General features: G+C 61.9%; 14 protein-coding genes and 1 pseudogene. 2 read left to right on the forward strand and 13 right to left on the reverse strand.

Features of this window, described 5'->3' with window-relative positions:
* Positions 1 to 33: 33 nt before the first annotated feature.
* From VJZ71_07065 to VJZ71_07100, 8 genes and pseudogenes are all read right to left on the reverse strand, one after another.
* Positions 34 to 1,764, reverse strand: coding sequence for a DUF885 domain-containing protein (locus VJZ71_07065; GenBank protein HKQ47811.1), 1,731 nt, complete (start codon positions 1,762 to 1,764; stop codon positions 34 to 36).
* Positions 1,765 to 1,815: 51 nt separating this feature from the next.
* A complete protein-coding gene (locus VJZ71_07070) occupies positions 1,816 to 3,798 on the reverse strand; it encodes a helicase C-terminal domain-containing protein (protein HKQ47812.1) in 1,983 nt (660 codons plus the stop codon).
* Positions 3,799 to 3,813: 15 nt separating this feature from the next.
* Positions 3,814 to 4,239: a hypothetical protein gene (locus tag VJZ71_07075; GenBank protein HKQ47813.1), complete on the reverse strand. Its 426-nt coding sequence runs from the start codon at positions 4,237 to 4,239 to the stop codon at positions 3,814 to 3,816.
* A 48-nt stretch (positions 4,240 to 4,287) separates the two neighbouring features.
* The gene (locus VJZ71_07080) at positions 4,288 to 5,100 is read right to left on the reverse strand and encodes a thiazole synthase (protein HKQ47814.1); all 813 of its coding nucleotides are present in this window, start codon (positions 5,098 to 5,100) and stop codon (positions 4,288 to 4,290) included.
* An 8-nt stretch (positions 5,101 to 5,108) separates the two neighbouring features.
* Complete coding sequence (gene thiS / locus VJZ71_07085; protein ID HKQ47815.1) at positions 5,109 to 5,321, reverse strand: sulfur carrier protein ThiS; 213 nt, start codon at positions 5,319 to 5,321, stop codon at positions 5,109 to 5,111.
* 122 nt (positions 5,322 to 5,443) lie between these two features.
* Positions 5,444 to 5,746, reverse strand: a pseudogene (locus VJZ71_07090) (TlpA disulfide reductase family protein).
* Positions 5,747 to 5,758: 12 nt separating this feature from the next.
* The gene (locus tag VJZ71_07095) at positions 5,759 to 5,953 is read right to left on the reverse strand and encodes a hypothetical protein (protein HKQ47816.1); all 195 of its coding nucleotides are present in this window, start codon (positions 5,951 to 5,953) and stop codon (positions 5,759 to 5,761) included.
* Positions 5,954 to 5,993: 40 nt separating this feature from the next.
* Entirely contained in the window at positions 5,994 to 6,647 is a 654-nt protein-coding gene (locus VJZ71_07100) for a phosphoribosylanthranilate isomerase (GenBank protein HKQ47817.1), read from the reverse strand.
* Positions 6,648 to 6,733: 86 nt separating this feature from the next.
* On the opposite strand from VJZ71_07100, the gene recJ reads away from it, so the two are divergent.
* Entirely contained in the window at positions 6,734 to 8,485 is a 1,752-nt protein-coding gene (gene recJ, locus VJZ71_07105; protein HKQ47818.1) for a single-stranded-DNA-specific exonuclease RecJ, read from the forward strand.
* Positions 8,486 to 8,527: 42 nt separating this feature from the next.
* Here recJ and VJZ71_07110 read toward each other — a convergent pair whose 3' ends face one another.
* The 5 genes from VJZ71_07110 to VJZ71_07130 all read right to left on the reverse strand — a co-directional run bounded on the left by VJZ71_07110 (position 8,528) and on the right by VJZ71_07130 (position 14,701).
* The gene (locus VJZ71_07110; protein HKQ47819.1) at positions 8,528 to 9,487 is read right to left on the reverse strand and encodes an acyl-CoA desaturase; all 960 of its coding nucleotides are present in this window, start codon (positions 9,485 to 9,487) and stop codon (positions 8,528 to 8,530) included.
* Between the two features lie 89 nt (positions 9,488 to 9,576).
* Positions 9,577 to 9,849 (reverse strand): RNA-binding protein, encoded by a 273-nt coding sequence (locus VJZ71_07115; protein HKQ47820.1) that lies wholly within the window; start codon positions 9,847 to 9,849, stop codon positions 9,577 to 9,579.
* A 446-nt stretch (positions 9,850 to 10,295) separates the two neighbouring features.
* Entirely contained in the window at positions 10,296 to 11,261 is a 966-nt protein-coding gene (locus tag VJZ71_07120; GenBank protein ID HKQ47821.1) for a fatty acid desaturase, read from the reverse strand.
* 269 nt (positions 11,262 to 11,530) lie between these two features.
* Positions 11,531 to 14,278, reverse strand: coding sequence for a protein kinase (locus VJZ71_07125; protein HKQ47822.1), 2,748 nt, complete (start codon positions 14,276 to 14,278; stop codon positions 11,531 to 11,533).
* 45 nt (positions 14,279 to 14,323) lie between these two features.
* Positions 14,324 to 14,701: an FHA domain-containing protein gene (locus tag VJZ71_07130; protein ID HKQ47823.1), complete on the reverse strand. Its 378-nt coding sequence runs from the start codon at positions 14,699 to 14,701 to the stop codon at positions 14,324 to 14,326.
* 202 nt (positions 14,702 to 14,903) lie between these two features.
* On the opposite strand from VJZ71_07130, the gene VJZ71_07135 reads away from it, so the two are divergent.
* Positions 14,904 to 15,104, forward strand: coding sequence for a hypothetical protein (locus VJZ71_07135; protein HKQ47824.1), 201 nt, complete (start codon positions 14,904 to 14,906; stop codon positions 15,102 to 15,104).
* Positions 15,105 to 15,225 lie beyond the last annotated feature (121 nt).

Here is a 15,225-nt window from a genome sequence, read left to right on the forward strand (position 1 = left end):
TCTACGAGGCAGGGTATGGGAATCAAGATCGCGTCATCGGCGATCATACGCCTTTTGAACCGCGATCCATTTTTCGACCTTTTCCCGAAGCATGTCCAGCGGGACCGAGCCATCCTCCAACAGGCAATCATGGAACGATCGGATGTCAAAGCGTTCCCCCAACGCCACCTCCGCCTCCGCCCGCAGTTTAAGAATCTCTAGTTGGCCGATCTTGTACCCCAGCGCCTGTCCCGGCCAGGCGATGTAGCGATCCACTTCCGAGATGATGTTCTGCTCAGAAAGGCCCGTGTTGTCCTTCATGAAGTCGATCGCTTTCTGCCGCGACCAGCCGAAATAATGCATGCCGGTATCAACGACGAGCCGGCTGGAGCGCCACGTATCAAACGTAAGCTGCCCGTACCGGGAATAGGGATCCTTGTAGCCGCCGAGGTCGTAGCCGAGTCGCTCAGAGTAAAGCGCCCAGCCTTCAATGAAGGCCGTGATGTGCTCAAACCGCCGAAACGCCGGCCAGCCCTTTTTCTCCTGCGCGATGGCGATCTGCAGGTGATGGCCCGGCTGGGCTTCGTGATAAGCCAACGCCTCCATCGTGTAGATCGGCCGCGTCTCGGGCAGGTACGTGTTCACATAGAAGTACGCCGGTCGCGATCCATCGTCCGGGGCGTTGTAGTAATACGCCTCGGGCGCGGCGGCCGCGCGAAACGGCTCCATCTCCTTGAGTTCGCAAGGCGTCCTGGGAAGCACACCGAACATCTTCGGCAAATTGGCGTCGCTCCGCTTCAGGATTTCCGCATGGCGGCGCATGATCTCCTCGGGTGTCTTGTTGTGCTGCGCAGGATCGGTCCGCATTTTGTAAATGAACGCCTTGAGATCACCCTTGAACCCCACCTCGGCCGCGATCTTGCGCATTTCGGCGTGAATCCGCGCCAGTTCGTCGAGCCCAATCTGGTGAATCGTCTCCGGCGAAAGAGCCGTCGTCGTATGATGCCGCGCCAACCGTCGATACCACTCCTTCCCGCCCGGCAGATGGCTGTACCCAACCGTGTCGCGGCACTTGGGCAGGTACGTCGTCTTTAGATAATCCCGCAACCGGCGGACCGATTTCATCGCGTTGGCCGTCGCTTCGACGATGATGTTTCTTGACGTATCGTCCCAGGCCTCCGGCGTAAGCTTCTTCGCGGGCTCGGCCAGCACCGATTGGGCCGGATCGTCCGTCAGCAGATTGTCGAACTGCGGCAGCGCCTGCTCGATGGTGATCTTCGGCCGGACGATGCCTTTCCTGATCCCCTCGTCCATGACCGCAATCAGATCGTCCACCTGTTTCGAGAAACCGCGCAAGCGCAGCGCATAGTTCTCGCAATCCCTCGGCGTCCTGAAGGGATGGTTCGTCTGGATCATCCCCCACGCGATCTGTGGGCTCTCCTGCTGCTTGATCGGCATCAGGTGCTCGGGGTATTCGCCCAGCTCGATCGTCTCAACGAGCGTCCGATTGAAGAGCTTCGCGCTGATCGCGTCATCACCGGTGAGTTGTTCAGGGTTGATGGCATCGAGCCGGCGCTTGAACCTGCGATAGATTTCCAATTCGCCCAATCGCGCCAATTCGCTGAAATTATACACCCGATCGTCGTAGCGATGATCCCCCAGATACGTCGCCCGCTCGGGATCGCGTTTCAACCGAAACTGCCAATAGTCATCGAACAGCTTGTGGAGGTCCGCCGCCTGGTCAGCGGCCGACAGAGGGCAAATGAAGGCGAACAGAGGCGCCATAAGTAAATACGTTGATCGCAAAGGAATTCTCCTCTCGGCCCAATCCGCAGTTCAATGGACTTCCACCGTGCACTTCGGCAGCGCTTCCAGAAATTTCCGGCCATACCCCTTCGTCTTTACCCGCTTATCGAGGATAACCACCGTCCCCCGATCCGTCTTCGATCGTATCAACCGCCCAAATCCCTGTTTCAGCTTCAGCACCGCCTCCGGCACTTGCAGTTGGTTGAACGGCTCTCCCCCCGCCGCGCGGATCGCATCGCACCGCGCCGCCAAAAGCGGTCGATCCGGCACGGTGAAGGGCAGCTTCGTGATGATGACCATTTGCAGTGCGTCGCCCGGCACATCAACGCCCTGCCAGAACGAATCGGTCCCGAAGATGACCGCGCCGGCCGTTTTCTTGAACCGCTCGATCATCCGCCCGCGCGGCAGCCCGCGCCCCTGCACAAACAGCGTCAGGCCGCTCTCGGAGAAAAAGTCGCCCATCCGCTCGGCGGCCTGGTTCATCGCCGAATAGCTGGTGAACAGCACGAACGCCCGGCCCTCGGATTGCGTCAGGTACGACTCGATCTTCTTGCTCGCCGCCTCCAGAAACGCCGGATCGCTCGGCTCCGGCAGGCTCGTCTCGATATGCAGCGTCGCCTGTTCGCTGTAATTGAAAGGCGAATCCAGCAGCAGTTCATCCGCCTCAGCCACGCCCAGCCGCTTGCGGATGTACTCGAACCCCTGCCCGCCCCCGGTCGAAAGCGTCGCGCTGGTCAGCACAATCGACTTGGTCTTCTCAAAGAGGTTGTCGCGCAGGATCGTATCGACCGATAGCGGGGCAGCCTGCAACGTCGTTGATCGCGTTCGAGCGGCCCCGCGTCGAAATCGCCCCGCCGGCTGCGTTTCATCCGCCTCCTCGGACGATTCCAGCCAGTGCACATAATCGGGGTATCGCTGCGTCAGCAAGGCGTCGATCGCGCCGGCCGTCTCCATGCATCGATCCGCGAGGCTCCCCAATTCGAATTGATCGTCGGCCCGATCGAACTTTCCCTTCATTTCCCGCAGTCGCTCGCCGAGCTCCGTCAGAGGTTTCGAAAGGACGTTCGGCACGATGTCGGCCCGCGCCACCCGCACGGACCCGCGCTGCGCCGCAGCGAAATCACTCAGCGAATCAAACAGCGCGTCCGCCTTGCGATGCGCGTCGGTCACCATCTGATTCGTACGCTCGTCATCCATCATGCCCAAAAACCCGCGCCCCGTCCGCGGATTAAAGATGCTGTTGAGCAGGTGCTGGACCTGGCGACTGGAGACGGCCATCCCGAAATGATCCGTCGCCACGGACTCAATATTGTGGGCTTCGTCGAAGATGACGTAGTCGTAATCGGGCAGGAAGGTGACCTCCGCCCGGCGCAGGGCCAGGTCGGCGAAGAAGAGGGCATGGTTGACGACCAACAGATCCGCCCCCTCCACCTCCCGCCGTGACCGCTGATAGAAACACTTCTCGTAAAAATCGCATTTGTTCCCCATGCAGTTGTTGCTCTCGCTCCGAACCCGCTGCCAGAGCTGCGGCAACGGTTGAAAGTCCAGGTCCGAAAGCGATCCGTCGCCCGTCTCATACGCCCAGTCCTCTATATGGCGAAGCTGCTCCAGCTCCATCGACCCCGAAAACACCGCCTGCTGCCGCCGGCTGGCCTGCATGAGCCGCCGCAACCCCAGGTAATTGTGCCGTCCCTTCACCAGCACCGCCTTGAACTTCCCGTCGAACACCCGCGCCAGTGCCGGAATGTCCTTCTCGATAAGTTGCTCCTGCAAGGCAATCGTGAATGTCGAGATGACGATCTTCTGCCGCCGCGCGAGGATCCGCTGAATCGCCGGGACCAGGTACGCGAAACTCTTCCCGACACCCGTCCCTGCCTCGACGACAAGGTGCCGATTGTTCTCAAACGCCTCCCCCACCGCCCGGGCCATCTCCGCCTGCTGCGGTCGGCTCTCGTAATTGCGAATCGCCCGCGCAATGAGTTGTTCAGCGGGCTGTTCCTTCACCAAAGCCATGGGCCGTCTGCACTCTCAAATCAGTTGCACGAAGTTCCAAATGAACGACGTCATGATCAGCGACGTCACGATGACGATGACCGTCGCCATGACCGTTACGAGCGTTTGACCGCTCATGACGCCCCCCTGGTAAGTGGCCATGATATGCGGCCGGGCCATCATCAGCATGGCCAGGAGCACCGCGGCGATCGACGGCCAAATCGATATCGAGTGCAAATAGCTATAAATCCACACCCAGCGCGGTACGTCCTGCTCGTATCCGATCATGCGATGCACGAAGTGCCCGCGGATGTAATAGACGAGCTGCCCCCCGACCTCCTTGATGTACCCGTTGGGTGCATCCCCGCCGATCAGCGCATAGACGACCGCATAGACGATGAAGTTACTTAGCCCGAGGATAATGATCCAAGTGCAGATGCGATTGCGGCGGCGCCGGTCCATTTGTCAAAGATTACCGCCCGCACGACCCGTCGTCGAATCGCTCATTCATCAATAGACAATCGAACCGTCAATTGGCGAACTCGCCGTCGCGTACAGTTTTTTCGGAATCCGCCCCGCCCGAAAAGCCAAATACCCCGCGTCGAGCGCATGCGCCATCGCCCGCGCCATCGCCACCGGGTCCTTCGCGCCGGCGATGCCGGTATTGAGCAGCACACCGTCCGCACCGACTTCCATCGCGATCGTCACGTCGCTCGCCGTACCCACTCCCGCATCGACGATGACGGGATAATCGGGATCACCCTCCTTGAGCATCTCCAGAATGATGCGAATATTGTTGGGGTTGAGCACGCCCTGCCCGCTGCCAATCGGGCTGCCTGCGGGCATGACGCTCGCCGCCCCCGCCTCCTTCAACCGGCAGGCCGCCGCCACGTCGTCGCTCGTATAAACGAGCACCGAAAACCCGTCCTTGATCAGCTCACGTGTCGCCTCCAGCGTCGCGAGAGGATCGGGCAGGAGCGTCTTCTTGTCGTGCAAGACCTCCAGCTTGACCCAAGCCGCGCCGGCGTTGTTCAACTGTTCCAGAATCTCCCGCCCCAGCCGCGCCACCCGCACCGCATCGTCCGCCGTAAAACACCCCGCCGTATTCGGCAGGATCGTGTACCGCGTCGTATCGATGAATTCGAGCAGGCTTCGCTGCTGGGCGTCGTACAGTCGCTCGCGCCGCACCGCGACCGTCACGACTTCGCACCGGCTCGCCTCCAGACATTCGCGCATCAGTTCATACGTCGCGTACTTGCCGGTGCCCACGAACAACCGCGAGCGAAAACTCTGCTGGCCGATCTTCAAAGGTTTCGGATCCATCGCTCGCTCTATCCTCCCCCTACCAGGGTCACGATTTCCACGACATCCCCCTCATGCAGCTCCGTCGCCGCATAATCCCCGCGCCGCACCAGCCGCTTGTTCACCTCCACGGCAAACGGCGGCCGCGGCCCGCGTAATTCAACGAGCGCGGCCACGCTGGCGGGCACCGTTAGCCCCTGACGCTCGCCATTGACGCTAATCGTAAGAGTTGCCGTCTCCAAGGCGCTTTCCTCCACGCAGCCACAAACGCAGCGTGGTCAAACTACCGCAGAATTATAGGAGAAACGCGGACTCACGCGAGGAAGGACATCCGAAGGGCTGCCAGAGCGCATCGGCTATGCGCTCAGGACTTCAGCAATGCCTCTATCTCCGCCGCCAGTTTTTCCTCATCGCCCGGCCCCCAGCCGAGATGCGACGAGGAGATCTTTCCCTCGCGATTAAGCAGATAAGTCTTGGGAATTCCGCCGCCGCCGTAACTCTTTTTGTAGAGCGAGCCGCCATTCATCAGGATCGTGTACGGCAGTTTTTGGTCGGCCACGAATTTCGCCACGCGATCCTTCGGCTCGTCCCATGCATTCACGGCGACGATCCGCAACCCACGATCAGCGTACTTCTCATGCAGCGCCTTGAGGTGCGGAGCCTCCGCACGGCAGGGCCCTCACCCGACCGCCCAGAAACCCAGCAGCACGACGTTCCCGCGATGTTCCGACAGGCTCACGATCGTGCCGTTAAGGCTGACCAACCGGAAATCCTCGGCAACCTGACCGCGTTGCTCTTTTCCGGTCGAACATCCCGCCGTCGCGAGCGCCGCTGCACCGAACAGGAACCACCGATACGATTGTCTCTTCATCATGCCCGCAAGTCTAAGTATCAGCTTTCGCGGCGACAAGCCCCTACTTTGCGCCATCGGATGCCGAGCGTACCGCCGCAACAAATCGCGAGATTTTCTCCGCCGACTTCACCCCGGGACTCGTCTCCACGCCGGTCGAGACGTCCACGCCCCAGGGACGCAGCCGGCGGACGGCGGACCGCACATTCTGCGGCGTCAACCCGCCGGCGAGGATGATCGGCGGCGCGCCATCGAGGGCCCCGGCTTCGCGCGCCCCCGCCACAAGGTCCCAGTCGAAACGCCGCCCGCTGCCGCCGCGCGCGGTCGGCGAAAACGCGTCCAACAAAACGCCGCTCACGCCCGCCTTCGCAAACTTCTGCATGTCGTCGATAAAAGTCTTGTTACGGACCCGGAGAGCCTTCACGACGCGCAATCCGCCCAGCGCCGTGGCGAGCGACAGCGACTCCTCGCCGTGGAGCTGAACCTCGCTTAGCCCCACCTCAAGTACAGCATTGAAAATCGTCGGCACATTGGCATTGGCAAACACGCCCACAATCGACACAAAGGGCGGCACTTCCGCGGCGATCCACTTCGCCTTCCGAAGCGTCACCTGCCGCGGCGACTTGGCAAAGACGAGCCCGATCGCGTCTGCCCCAGCCTCGGCGCAGGCGACCGCGTCCTGTGCCCGCGTGATCCCGCATATCTTGATCCTGGTCATGGCGCCGAACCTTGTATCCCCACGCTCCTCCAGCGTACCATGCTCTGTCGCGCTTCGGAACGCAACGCCCCGCAAGGACCCCAGTTATGCCCAAGGATTGGGTCATCGCCCCGCCGGCACAAGGACGTGACGCCCTTGCCACCGCGCTCCGTATCTCCCCCATCGCCGCCCAGATACTCTGCATCCGCGGCGTCAGCGAAGTCGCGGCTGCCCGCCAATTCCTCAAACCCGCCATCGCCGACCTGCCGCCCCCGGAGACCTTTCCCGCCACCCTCCGCGCCGCCGACCGCATCGTTGAGGCCATCCGTTCCGGCTGGAAAATCGTCCTCTACGGCGACTACGACGTCGACGGCGTGACTGGCGTCGCCATCCTCTGGCACTGCCTCCGCCTCGCCGGGGCCGATCCCGCCTTCTATATCCCCGACCGCATGGAAGAGGGCTACGGTCTCAGCCCCTCCGCGTTGGACAAGCTCGCCAACGAAGGCGCGCAACTGATCGTCTCCATCGACTGCGGCGTGACCGCCATCGAACCCGCCGCCCTCGCCCGCCAGCGCGGCGTCGAACTCATCATCACGGATCACCATCAGCCGAAAATCGGCGCGGACGGCCGACCACAATTGCCCGACGCCCTGCTCGTCCACCCCGATCTCGCGCAAGACGGCGACCCGCCCTATTCCAACCCCCACCTCAGCGGCGCCGGCGTCGCCCTCAAACTCGCCTGGGCCATCGCCCAACGCTACTGCGGCTCCACAAAAGTCCCACCTGAATTCCGCGACTTTCTCGTCGACGCCATCGGTCTCGCCGCGCTCGGCACCGTCGCCGACATTGTCCCGCTCATCGGCGAGAATCGCATCATCGCACACCACGGTCTCCTCGGTCTGCCGCAAAGCCGCATCCTCGGCGTGCAGGCCCTCCTGAAGACCTCGGGGCTTCTCGGCAAGAAGCTCGGCGGGTTCGACATCGGTTTCAAACTCGCGCCGCGCCTGAACGCCATCGGCCGCATGGGCCACGCCCGCCTCGCCGTCGAGCTGCTCACCCGCGCGGGCGCCGACGAGGCCGCGACGATCGCCCGCAACCTCGACGAGCAGAACCGCAAGCGCCAATCCGTCGAACGCGAAATCGTCGCCCAGGCCAAGCAGATGGTCCTCGACCAGCGACAGAACGACGACGCCGTCCGCGCCATCGTCCTCGCCGCGCCCGGCTGGCACGCGGGCATCATCGGGATCGTCGCCAGCAGGATCGTCGAGACCTACGGTCGCCCCGCCGTCCTCATCGCCGTCGAAAACGGCGTCGGCCAGGGCTCCGCCCGCAGCATTCGCAACTTCCCCCTGACCGCCGCGCTGAACGAATGCCGTGATCACCTGCTCACCTGCGGTGGCCACGCGATGGCCGCGGGTCTGCGCATCGACGCGTCCTGCATCGACGCCTTTCGCGAGGCGTTTCAGGCCCGCGCCGCCCAACTGCTCACCCCCGCCGACCTGCGGCCCCAACTCCGCCTCGATGATCTCGTGAGTCTGGACCATCTCGACGAATCGCTCGTCGCCGACCTGGACCGCCTCGAACCCTGCGGCGCGGGCAACCCCCCGGCGCGACTGGCTACGGACTGGCTCGAAGTCGTCGGCGAACCGCGCGTGGTTGGTTCAAGTGGGACTCACCTGCAAGTCACGCTCGCCCAGGGCCGCCGCCAGTGCAAAGGCATCGCCTTCGGTCAAGCCCCGCTCCGCGGCAATCTCCTCGACCACCGCCGCTGCCGCGCCGCATTCCGCCCGATCGTCAACGAATGGAACAACCGCCGCTCCGTTGAAATGGAGATCGTCGACTTCCAGTTTCCGCCGTGATGGCCCCCACGCAGTTTTTCCACCGTATCGGTCGGGGACGAACTACTGTTGCATCGCCAGCTTCTGCGCAATCGACTCGCGCGAAGGCAGACGTACCTCCCACGCCAGACCCAGCAGCTTCAGGACCCGGATGACCAGGTAGCTGGCATCGATCTCCCACCACCGCAGCCCATGCCGCGCGGACGTGGGAAATGCATGATGGTTGTTATGCCAACCCTCGCCCCAGCCGAGCAATCCGAAGATCACGTTGTTCCGGCTCTGGTCCCCGCTGCGAAAGGGCCGACTGCCCCAAATATGACACGCCGAGTTGATGCTCCAGGTGATATGGTGCACGAGAAACACCCGCACCAGCCCACCCCAGATAAAGCCGAGCAGCGCGCCCATCCACGACATCGTCAGGACACCGCCGAGCAGCGCCGGCAACAACAGACCGATCGTCACCCAGAAAGTAAAGTGCCGATTGATGAACTGGATCGGTCGATCGTTGCGAAAGTCGCCGACATAGCGCATCAGATCGGGCGGGTTGGGCTCGAAAAGCCAGCCGACGTGCGAGTGCCAGATTCCGCTTAGGAGCCCCCAGAATCCTCCGCCGTGCTGATGGGGGGAATGGGGGTCTTCCTCATGATCGCTGTGCTGATGGTGCCGCCGGTGCGTCGCCACCCATTCCAACACCGGGCCCTGAACCGCCATCGAGCCCGCGATCGCCAGGAGGCATTTGACGGTACGCGTTGTTTCGAACGCGCGATGGGTAAAAAAGCGGTGAAAACCAATGGTGATTCCGAGACCGGTGGTAACGCTCATGCCGAAGAAAAGCCCCAATTGGATCCAACTGAAGCCGTACCCCCACGAAAGCACGATCGCGGCAATGAGGGCAAGAAACGGTATGACAATCGCCAGCAGGTTAATGAGCCAGGTGCTCCACGGGAGGGTGTGCAGCGGCGATTCGTCAATGTCAAGCGCGGCGGACGGCGGAAGGCTCAGGGTCGATGCAAGGTTTTGCATTTCTTCCTCAAAGGCAAAAAATGATGGAAAGGGACGACCCATCGGCCTTCCCTTTCCATGTTCCGTTCAGTGAGTTTCTCTCCCGATACCTAGCGGGCGCCGCCCGGACGACTTTCCCGCGGCTTGGCTTCGTTGACCTTGAGCGCCCGTCCGCCATGCTGCGTCGTATCCAGGGCGGTGATGGCGGCCTGAGCCTCCGCGTCGGAGCCCATTTCGACGAATCCAAATCCTTTGCTCTGCCCGGAGTCGCGATCCATGATCACCTGTGCACTCACGATGCTGCCATGAGGTGAAAACAACTGCTGGAGGTCCGAGTCACTCACGCCAAAACCCAGATTCCCGACATACAACTTCTTGCCCATAAGAAAATTCCTTTACTTCGTGGGCCGATCGACCCGTTTTTTTGCTTTCCGGGTCAAGATAGAAAGAGTCCATGGTTCTGGACCACAAGGTGGGATGGGCGAGAGAGCAGAAGCAGGGACGTGAAAACGAAGAGCAAGTCGCCGGCGAAAAACTCGGTCGTCGAACCAACCAGAGGCAATGTAAGTGGGGGGATAGGGAAAGTCCAGTAACAAAAGGTTTCTCTATTTGAAACCCCGCGGATTTGGCTGGAAACGCCGTTTTTCGAGCCAAGCGCGCGAGGGAAGGGTAGGAATCGTTCCGAGGGAAATTACGACCAGGAAGATTGTCAATCTCCCAGTTGTCTGGTCATCTTGCCTTGCTGCATCCCACGCCACGCGCGACGGCGGTCTCGAATTGCTCGAAGATGTGAAATCGCGCCGGTCTCCCGACCGATTGAGCGCGAAAGCTAGCCCGCATTCTGCGCCGCCAGTTTTTGCGCAATCGTCTCACGCGACGGTTGGCGTACCTCCCACGCCAGACCAAACAGCTTGAGGAGTCGAATAACCAGGTAGCTCGCATCGAACTCCCACCACCGCAGGCCATGCCGCGCGGACGTGGGAAATGCATGGTGGTTATTGTGCCACCCCTCGCCCCAGGCGAGTACGCCGAAGATGAAATTGTTGCGACTGTGATCCCCGCACCGAAACGGCCGGCTGCCCCAGATATGACACGCCGAGTTGATGCTCCATGTCACATGATGCACGAGAAAAACGCGCACCAGACCGCCCCAGATGAGCCCAAGCAGCGCCCCCATCCACGTCATCGTCACCAGCCCGCCGATGATCGCCGGGAGCAACAGCCCCATCGCTACCCAGAGAACGAACGACCGGTTCACGAATTGGATCAGCCGATCTTCGCGAAAGTCGCCGATGTAACGCACCAGGTTTGCCGGATGTGCATCAAACAGCCAGCCGACGTGCGAGTGCCATATCCCGCGAATCAGCCCCCAGAATCCCTCGCCGTGCTGGTGCGGCGAATGCGGATCGTCCGGTCGGTCGCTGTGCTGATGGTGCCGCCGATGAATAGCCACCCAGTCAAGCACCGGTCCCTGTACCGCCATCGATCCGAGAATCGCGAAAAAGCCCTTGATCGGCGCGATCGTCTCGAAGGCGCGATGGGTGAGCAGGCGATGAAATCCGACCGTAACGCCGATGGCCGTGGCCGAGTACATCCCTACCAGCAGGCCGAGCTGCAGCCAACTGAACCCCGGCCCCCACAGGAGCACGATGGCCGCAATGACGGCGAGAAACGGCAGGATGATGGCGAGAAGATTGGCGATCCAGGTGCCCGCAGAGATGCCGGGCAGTGTGGCCAGTTCGGGCTCGGACGCTGGAGGCAGTCGCAGATCGAGGAACGCTGAAGAGCTTTGCATGGAGAATAGGAATCGTGTGGAAGGGAAGGGTCAGCCTTGGGCCTCCATTCCCAACATGGGCCTGATCAACCCCTTCTTTTGCTTTCCGGGGTCAAAGAAGAAAGGGTCCGCTCCAGTGGACCAAAAGGCGGGTTAGGCGGATGAGCATTCCACTGGAGGTGAGGCCCTTTACCCCAGATCAGAAACTCGATCCGTCGTACCAACCGCAGGCACTATAAGTGGTGGGATAGGGTAAGTCCAGCGACGATCCGCCTCTCGTCGGCGACTCCTCATGTCTCAGCGAGTTCATCTCTGAACAACGGCCGGCCCCCCATGGCGACGACACAGCCGTAACCCGCGATGGCCGTGACGAAAATCAGCGCGAGCCACGAGCCTCCGGACTGCCAACCGCTGAGTCCGACCGCGGCGGGCCAAACGCAATTCCTCATGAAAAACCAGGCAAACACCGACGCGAGCAGGCCGAACCGCAGCAGCACGATCAACTGGATCAGGAACCACATGCACGCCCCGACAACGGATGCAATGGTCGTGACGCGCGACGAATCGGCTGGTGCATATAAGACTTCGGTGATGGCGAACAGGCCGATCAGGAAAAGTAGCGCCAGCCCCTGTTTTCTCAGTAGCATCCACACGCCAAGAAAGAGGAAGAGAACCAGCATGGCGAAGAATACGGAGAAAGTTGACTCGAGAACTTGTCCAATCTGAAATCGCGGCCCGCGGAGTGTGGTCCATTGCCAGAAGAACGGGGCCGCCGTCGCCTTGACGAACCACCCAAGGGCGTGACTCTCAAGCACGCCAAGGGCTGAGAGTCCAACGGCGAATAGGCCTCCCACCAGGATATCGCGCCCCACCAAGGGATCACGGAGCCGGCCGCCGAGCAAACGGCTCCAGGAAACCAGCACGTGAGGCCATCGGCGACGGACATAGGGTTCCAGGCCGACGTACCAAAGCCACACGATGGCCGCGGTCAGGAGGGCCAGGCCGATTTGGAATCGAAGGCGCTGGAACTCGAACATAAATTCAGGCACGTGGTCGCAGAGCAGCAGCCAACTCATCGACAGCAAACAAAAGAAGGCGATCGCCAGGCGATTGGCGCCGGCCCGATCCGCGCGGCGGAGTCTCAGATTACGCTGGGCCATAAAGACACCGCCCAGAAGCAGCAACGCGAGAATGCCGAAGGAAACGAATTGGCCCACGTATTGTCCGGGTGGGAGCTCCTCTTCATCCATGCGGGAAGGTTTCGTCCACGGTCCGATTATCCTGAAATAGGTCGGCTTCCCCCGGTAGGCCCCGGCCTCAAGTCGAATGGGAACGTCGGACTGATTCGCGAAATGACCTTCCCAGGCGGCGCTCTCGTCGCAATAGACCTCCGGCGACCAGCGAGGGGCGACGCGAGAGAATTTCTCCTGCTCAATCTGGGCCTCCGAGAATAGCAGGGACCAATCCACCGACGCCGCGGGAGCCGTCGTCGGGGGTTCTTTCTCGCGCTCCGGTGGCACCACCTGGAGTTGAGTCAATCGCCCCAACGGATCGGTCCGCACCGACGCCATCCCTGAAGTTTGTAAGGGAGGGTCGCTTTCGCTGACCCAGTCCTCGGACGACGCGGGAGCGAGTGCGCGAGGACTCTGACGATACCAGAAGTAAACAGGCGACGGCCGGACGTTGGCCAACTGGTCCCATCGCGTCGTGGACTTGTCTGATTTTCGGACATGATCGAAGTAGTCCAACGATGAGCCGAAACCGTGCGATGTATCGGCCACCACTCCGCGATGTCCGAGCCTTGTGAGAATTTCCGCCGCGCGATCGGCCAGCACCGGCGGCGGTTTGGGCAATGGCACAATTCGAACGGTTGAATTGGACTTGTTAAGCGGTACCATCGCCAACGTACCGCCGACAATCAGCAGGAAGCAGGCAATCGCGGCGACGGGGTGCATTCCCTCGGATGATCCCGCTGCAGCCACCAGTTCCGGCGACGGCGTTTCTCCCGCGGCCAGCGCTGCGGCGAGCGGATCGCCGCCAGGCAGCGCCGCCGCGACGGCCATCGCCGAGGGCGGGCGGCGGTGAGGGTCCTTCTCCAAACACTGCTCGATGACTCGCTCGACCGCCGGGTCGATATCGCCGACGAAGCTGGAGGGCGTGGCCCGCGATCCACTGTCGTGCATCATCTGCAACTCCGCGATGGAATTGCTGTCATACAAACGCCGACCCGTGAACACCTCAAAGAGCACCAGTCCCAGGGCATAGAGATCGCTGCGGACCGAGACGTCCTTGCCGCTCAGTTGCTCGGGAGCCATATAGGCCGGCGTCCCGGCGCGAATCTCGCCCGAATGAAAAGTGTCGGCCAAGCCGGCGAGCCCGAAGTCGGTGATCCGCACGCGGCCGCGGCCGTCGATCATCACGTTGGCGGGCTTGAGGTCACGGTGCAGCACGTCGTTCGCATGCGCGGCCGCCAACCCTGCGCACAATTGCCGCGCAATCTCGACCGCCTTTTCTTTCGACGGCCGCCCCATGCGCCGCAACACCGCCGCCAGATCCTCGCCATCGACGTACTCCATCGACAGAAAATAACGCCCCTCGACCTGGGCGATGTCATAAACGCGGCAGACATTGGGATGGGCGATCTGCCGGGCGATGCGGACCTCTCTGCGAAAATGCTCCAACCTGCGCGGATCGCTGGCGAACTCCGGCGGCAGAAACTTCAACGCCACCGACTGGCCGAGTTCCAGGTCGTCGGCTCGATACACTTCACCCATTCCCCCCTTGCCAAGCATGCTGACCACGCGGTACCGCTCGACGAGCCTTGTGCCCGGCAGGAATTGGCCGTGGGGGATGAGATCGGAGTCGACGGATTCGGTCGCGCGAACCGTCGGCGCTCCCGCAAGCGAGCCCACCGCCTTTTTTTGGCTCGTCAGAGTGCCATGATCGGTGTCCACCGCGGCGCTGCAGTACGGACATACTTGGCTGTCCTCGGGAATCTGCCGCGAACAGGTGGAGCAGGTGCGCATCGTGGAACTCACATCAACGGGAATCCGAACGCAGAAATCCGCCGCTTTCGATCGACGTTAACTGCCGAGTTGCGTGGTCATGGCGCCCTGGCGCAACCGGCGCAAATGCTCTTCGATCGACACCGCCTTCGGATCGTTCTCGCCGGAATAGACCATCACTGTATCGCCGATTCGAATGATGTCGCCGGCGGACAGCGGCGTTTCGGCCGCGATTCGGCTGTCATTCACAAAAACGCCGTTGGAGCTTTGAAAGTCGATCGCCGCGTGACGGCTGCCGGTGTCCAACAGTTTGATTTGGAGGTGCAGGCGAGAAAGCCGCGGATCCATGATCTGAAAAGTGCAACTGTGATCGCGGCCGATCATCACCAGGTTCGATTGACCCAGCGCAAACGACTTCCCCTTTTCCGGTCCGTCAATCACGACAAGTGATGCCACGATACGCCTCCACGCTGACAAAAGCCCTGACCGGGATTCGATTCCGACCCCGCGCGATTATATGAAGACTTCCAATCTCCTCAAACCCCGCGGCCCCCCGAAAAAAGGTCGATTTCCCGTGACAGAAACCTGGCCCCTCCTGCGAACTACCGCATGAACGCCCCGGCATCAGGGGATGCCGGCGATTCGGGAGGACTGTGCCATGACCCTTGCCAGAACAAGTTGGAATCGCATCCGGGCAAACCGGGATTCGGCGATGTACCTGGTGGGCGCGATCGAAGTCGCCGCCGCCTGCTGCGTCGCGCTGCTCTGTTGGAGTGGGGCGTTCGTTCGCCTCTCGGCGGCGTGGAACGGTCTGGACGTCATCATCCGCAACGGCGAAATCGTCGGCCTGAATCGCTGACCGGGCCGGAACGTGCCTACTTCTCGGGCGGGTCGCCACGGCGACCCGACGATGCGACCTGCGGCGGCCCCGGGGCCGGGAACCCCCTTCCCCTTTTCGCTCTCCCCGGCCCACCGGGCCC

The organism is Phycisphaerae bacterium (genome assembly GCA_035275405.1).
Lineage (GTDB): Bacteria > Planctomycetota > Phycisphaerae > UBA1845 > UTPLA1 > DATEMU01.

Bases quoted from the DNA above. Each gene is read 5' to 3' on its own strand.
- VJZ71_07095 (HKQ47816.1), bottom strand. From the start codon at position 5,953: ATGATGAAGAGACAATCGTATCGGTGGTTCCTGTTCGGTGCAGCGGCG.
- VJZ71_07075 (HKQ47813.1), bottom strand. From the start codon at position 4,239: ATGGACCGGCGCCGCCGCAATCGCATCTGCACTTGGATCATTATCCTC.
- VJZ71_07110 (HKQ47819.1), bottom strand. From the start codon at position 9,487: ATGCAAAACCTTGCATCGACCCTGAGCCTTCCGCCGTCCGCCGCGCTT.
- VJZ71_07080 (HKQ47814.1), bottom strand. From the start codon at position 5,100: ATGGATCCGAAACCTTTGAAGATCGGCCAGCAGAGTTTTCGCTCGCGG.
- VJZ71_07115 (HKQ47820.1), bottom strand. From the start codon at position 9,849: ATGGGCAAGAAGTTGTATGTCGGGAATCTGGGTTTTGGCGTGAGTGAC.
- VJZ71_07070 (HKQ47812.1), bottom strand. From the start codon at position 3,798: ATGGCTTTGGTGAAGGAACAGCCCGCTGAACAACTCATTGCGCGGGCG.
- VJZ71_07100 (HKQ47817.1), bottom strand. From the start codon at position 6,647: ATGACCAGGATCAAGATATGCGGGATCACGCGGGCACAGGACGCGGTC.
- VJZ71_07065 (HKQ47811.1), bottom strand. From the start codon at position 1,764: ATGGCGCCTCTGTTCGCCTTCATTTGCCCTCTGTCGGCCGCTGACCAG.
- VJZ71_07120 (HKQ47821.1), bottom strand. From the start codon at position 11,261: ATGCAAAGCTCTTCAGCGTTCCTCGATCTGCGACTGCCTCCAGCGTCC.
- VJZ71_07135 (HKQ47824.1), top strand. From the start codon at position 14,904: ATGACCCTTGCCAGAACAAGTTGGAATCGCATCCGGGCAAACCGGGAT.
- recJ (HKQ47818.1), top strand. From the start codon at position 6,734: ATGCCCAAGGATTGGGTCATCGCCCCGCCGGCACAAGGACGTGACGCC.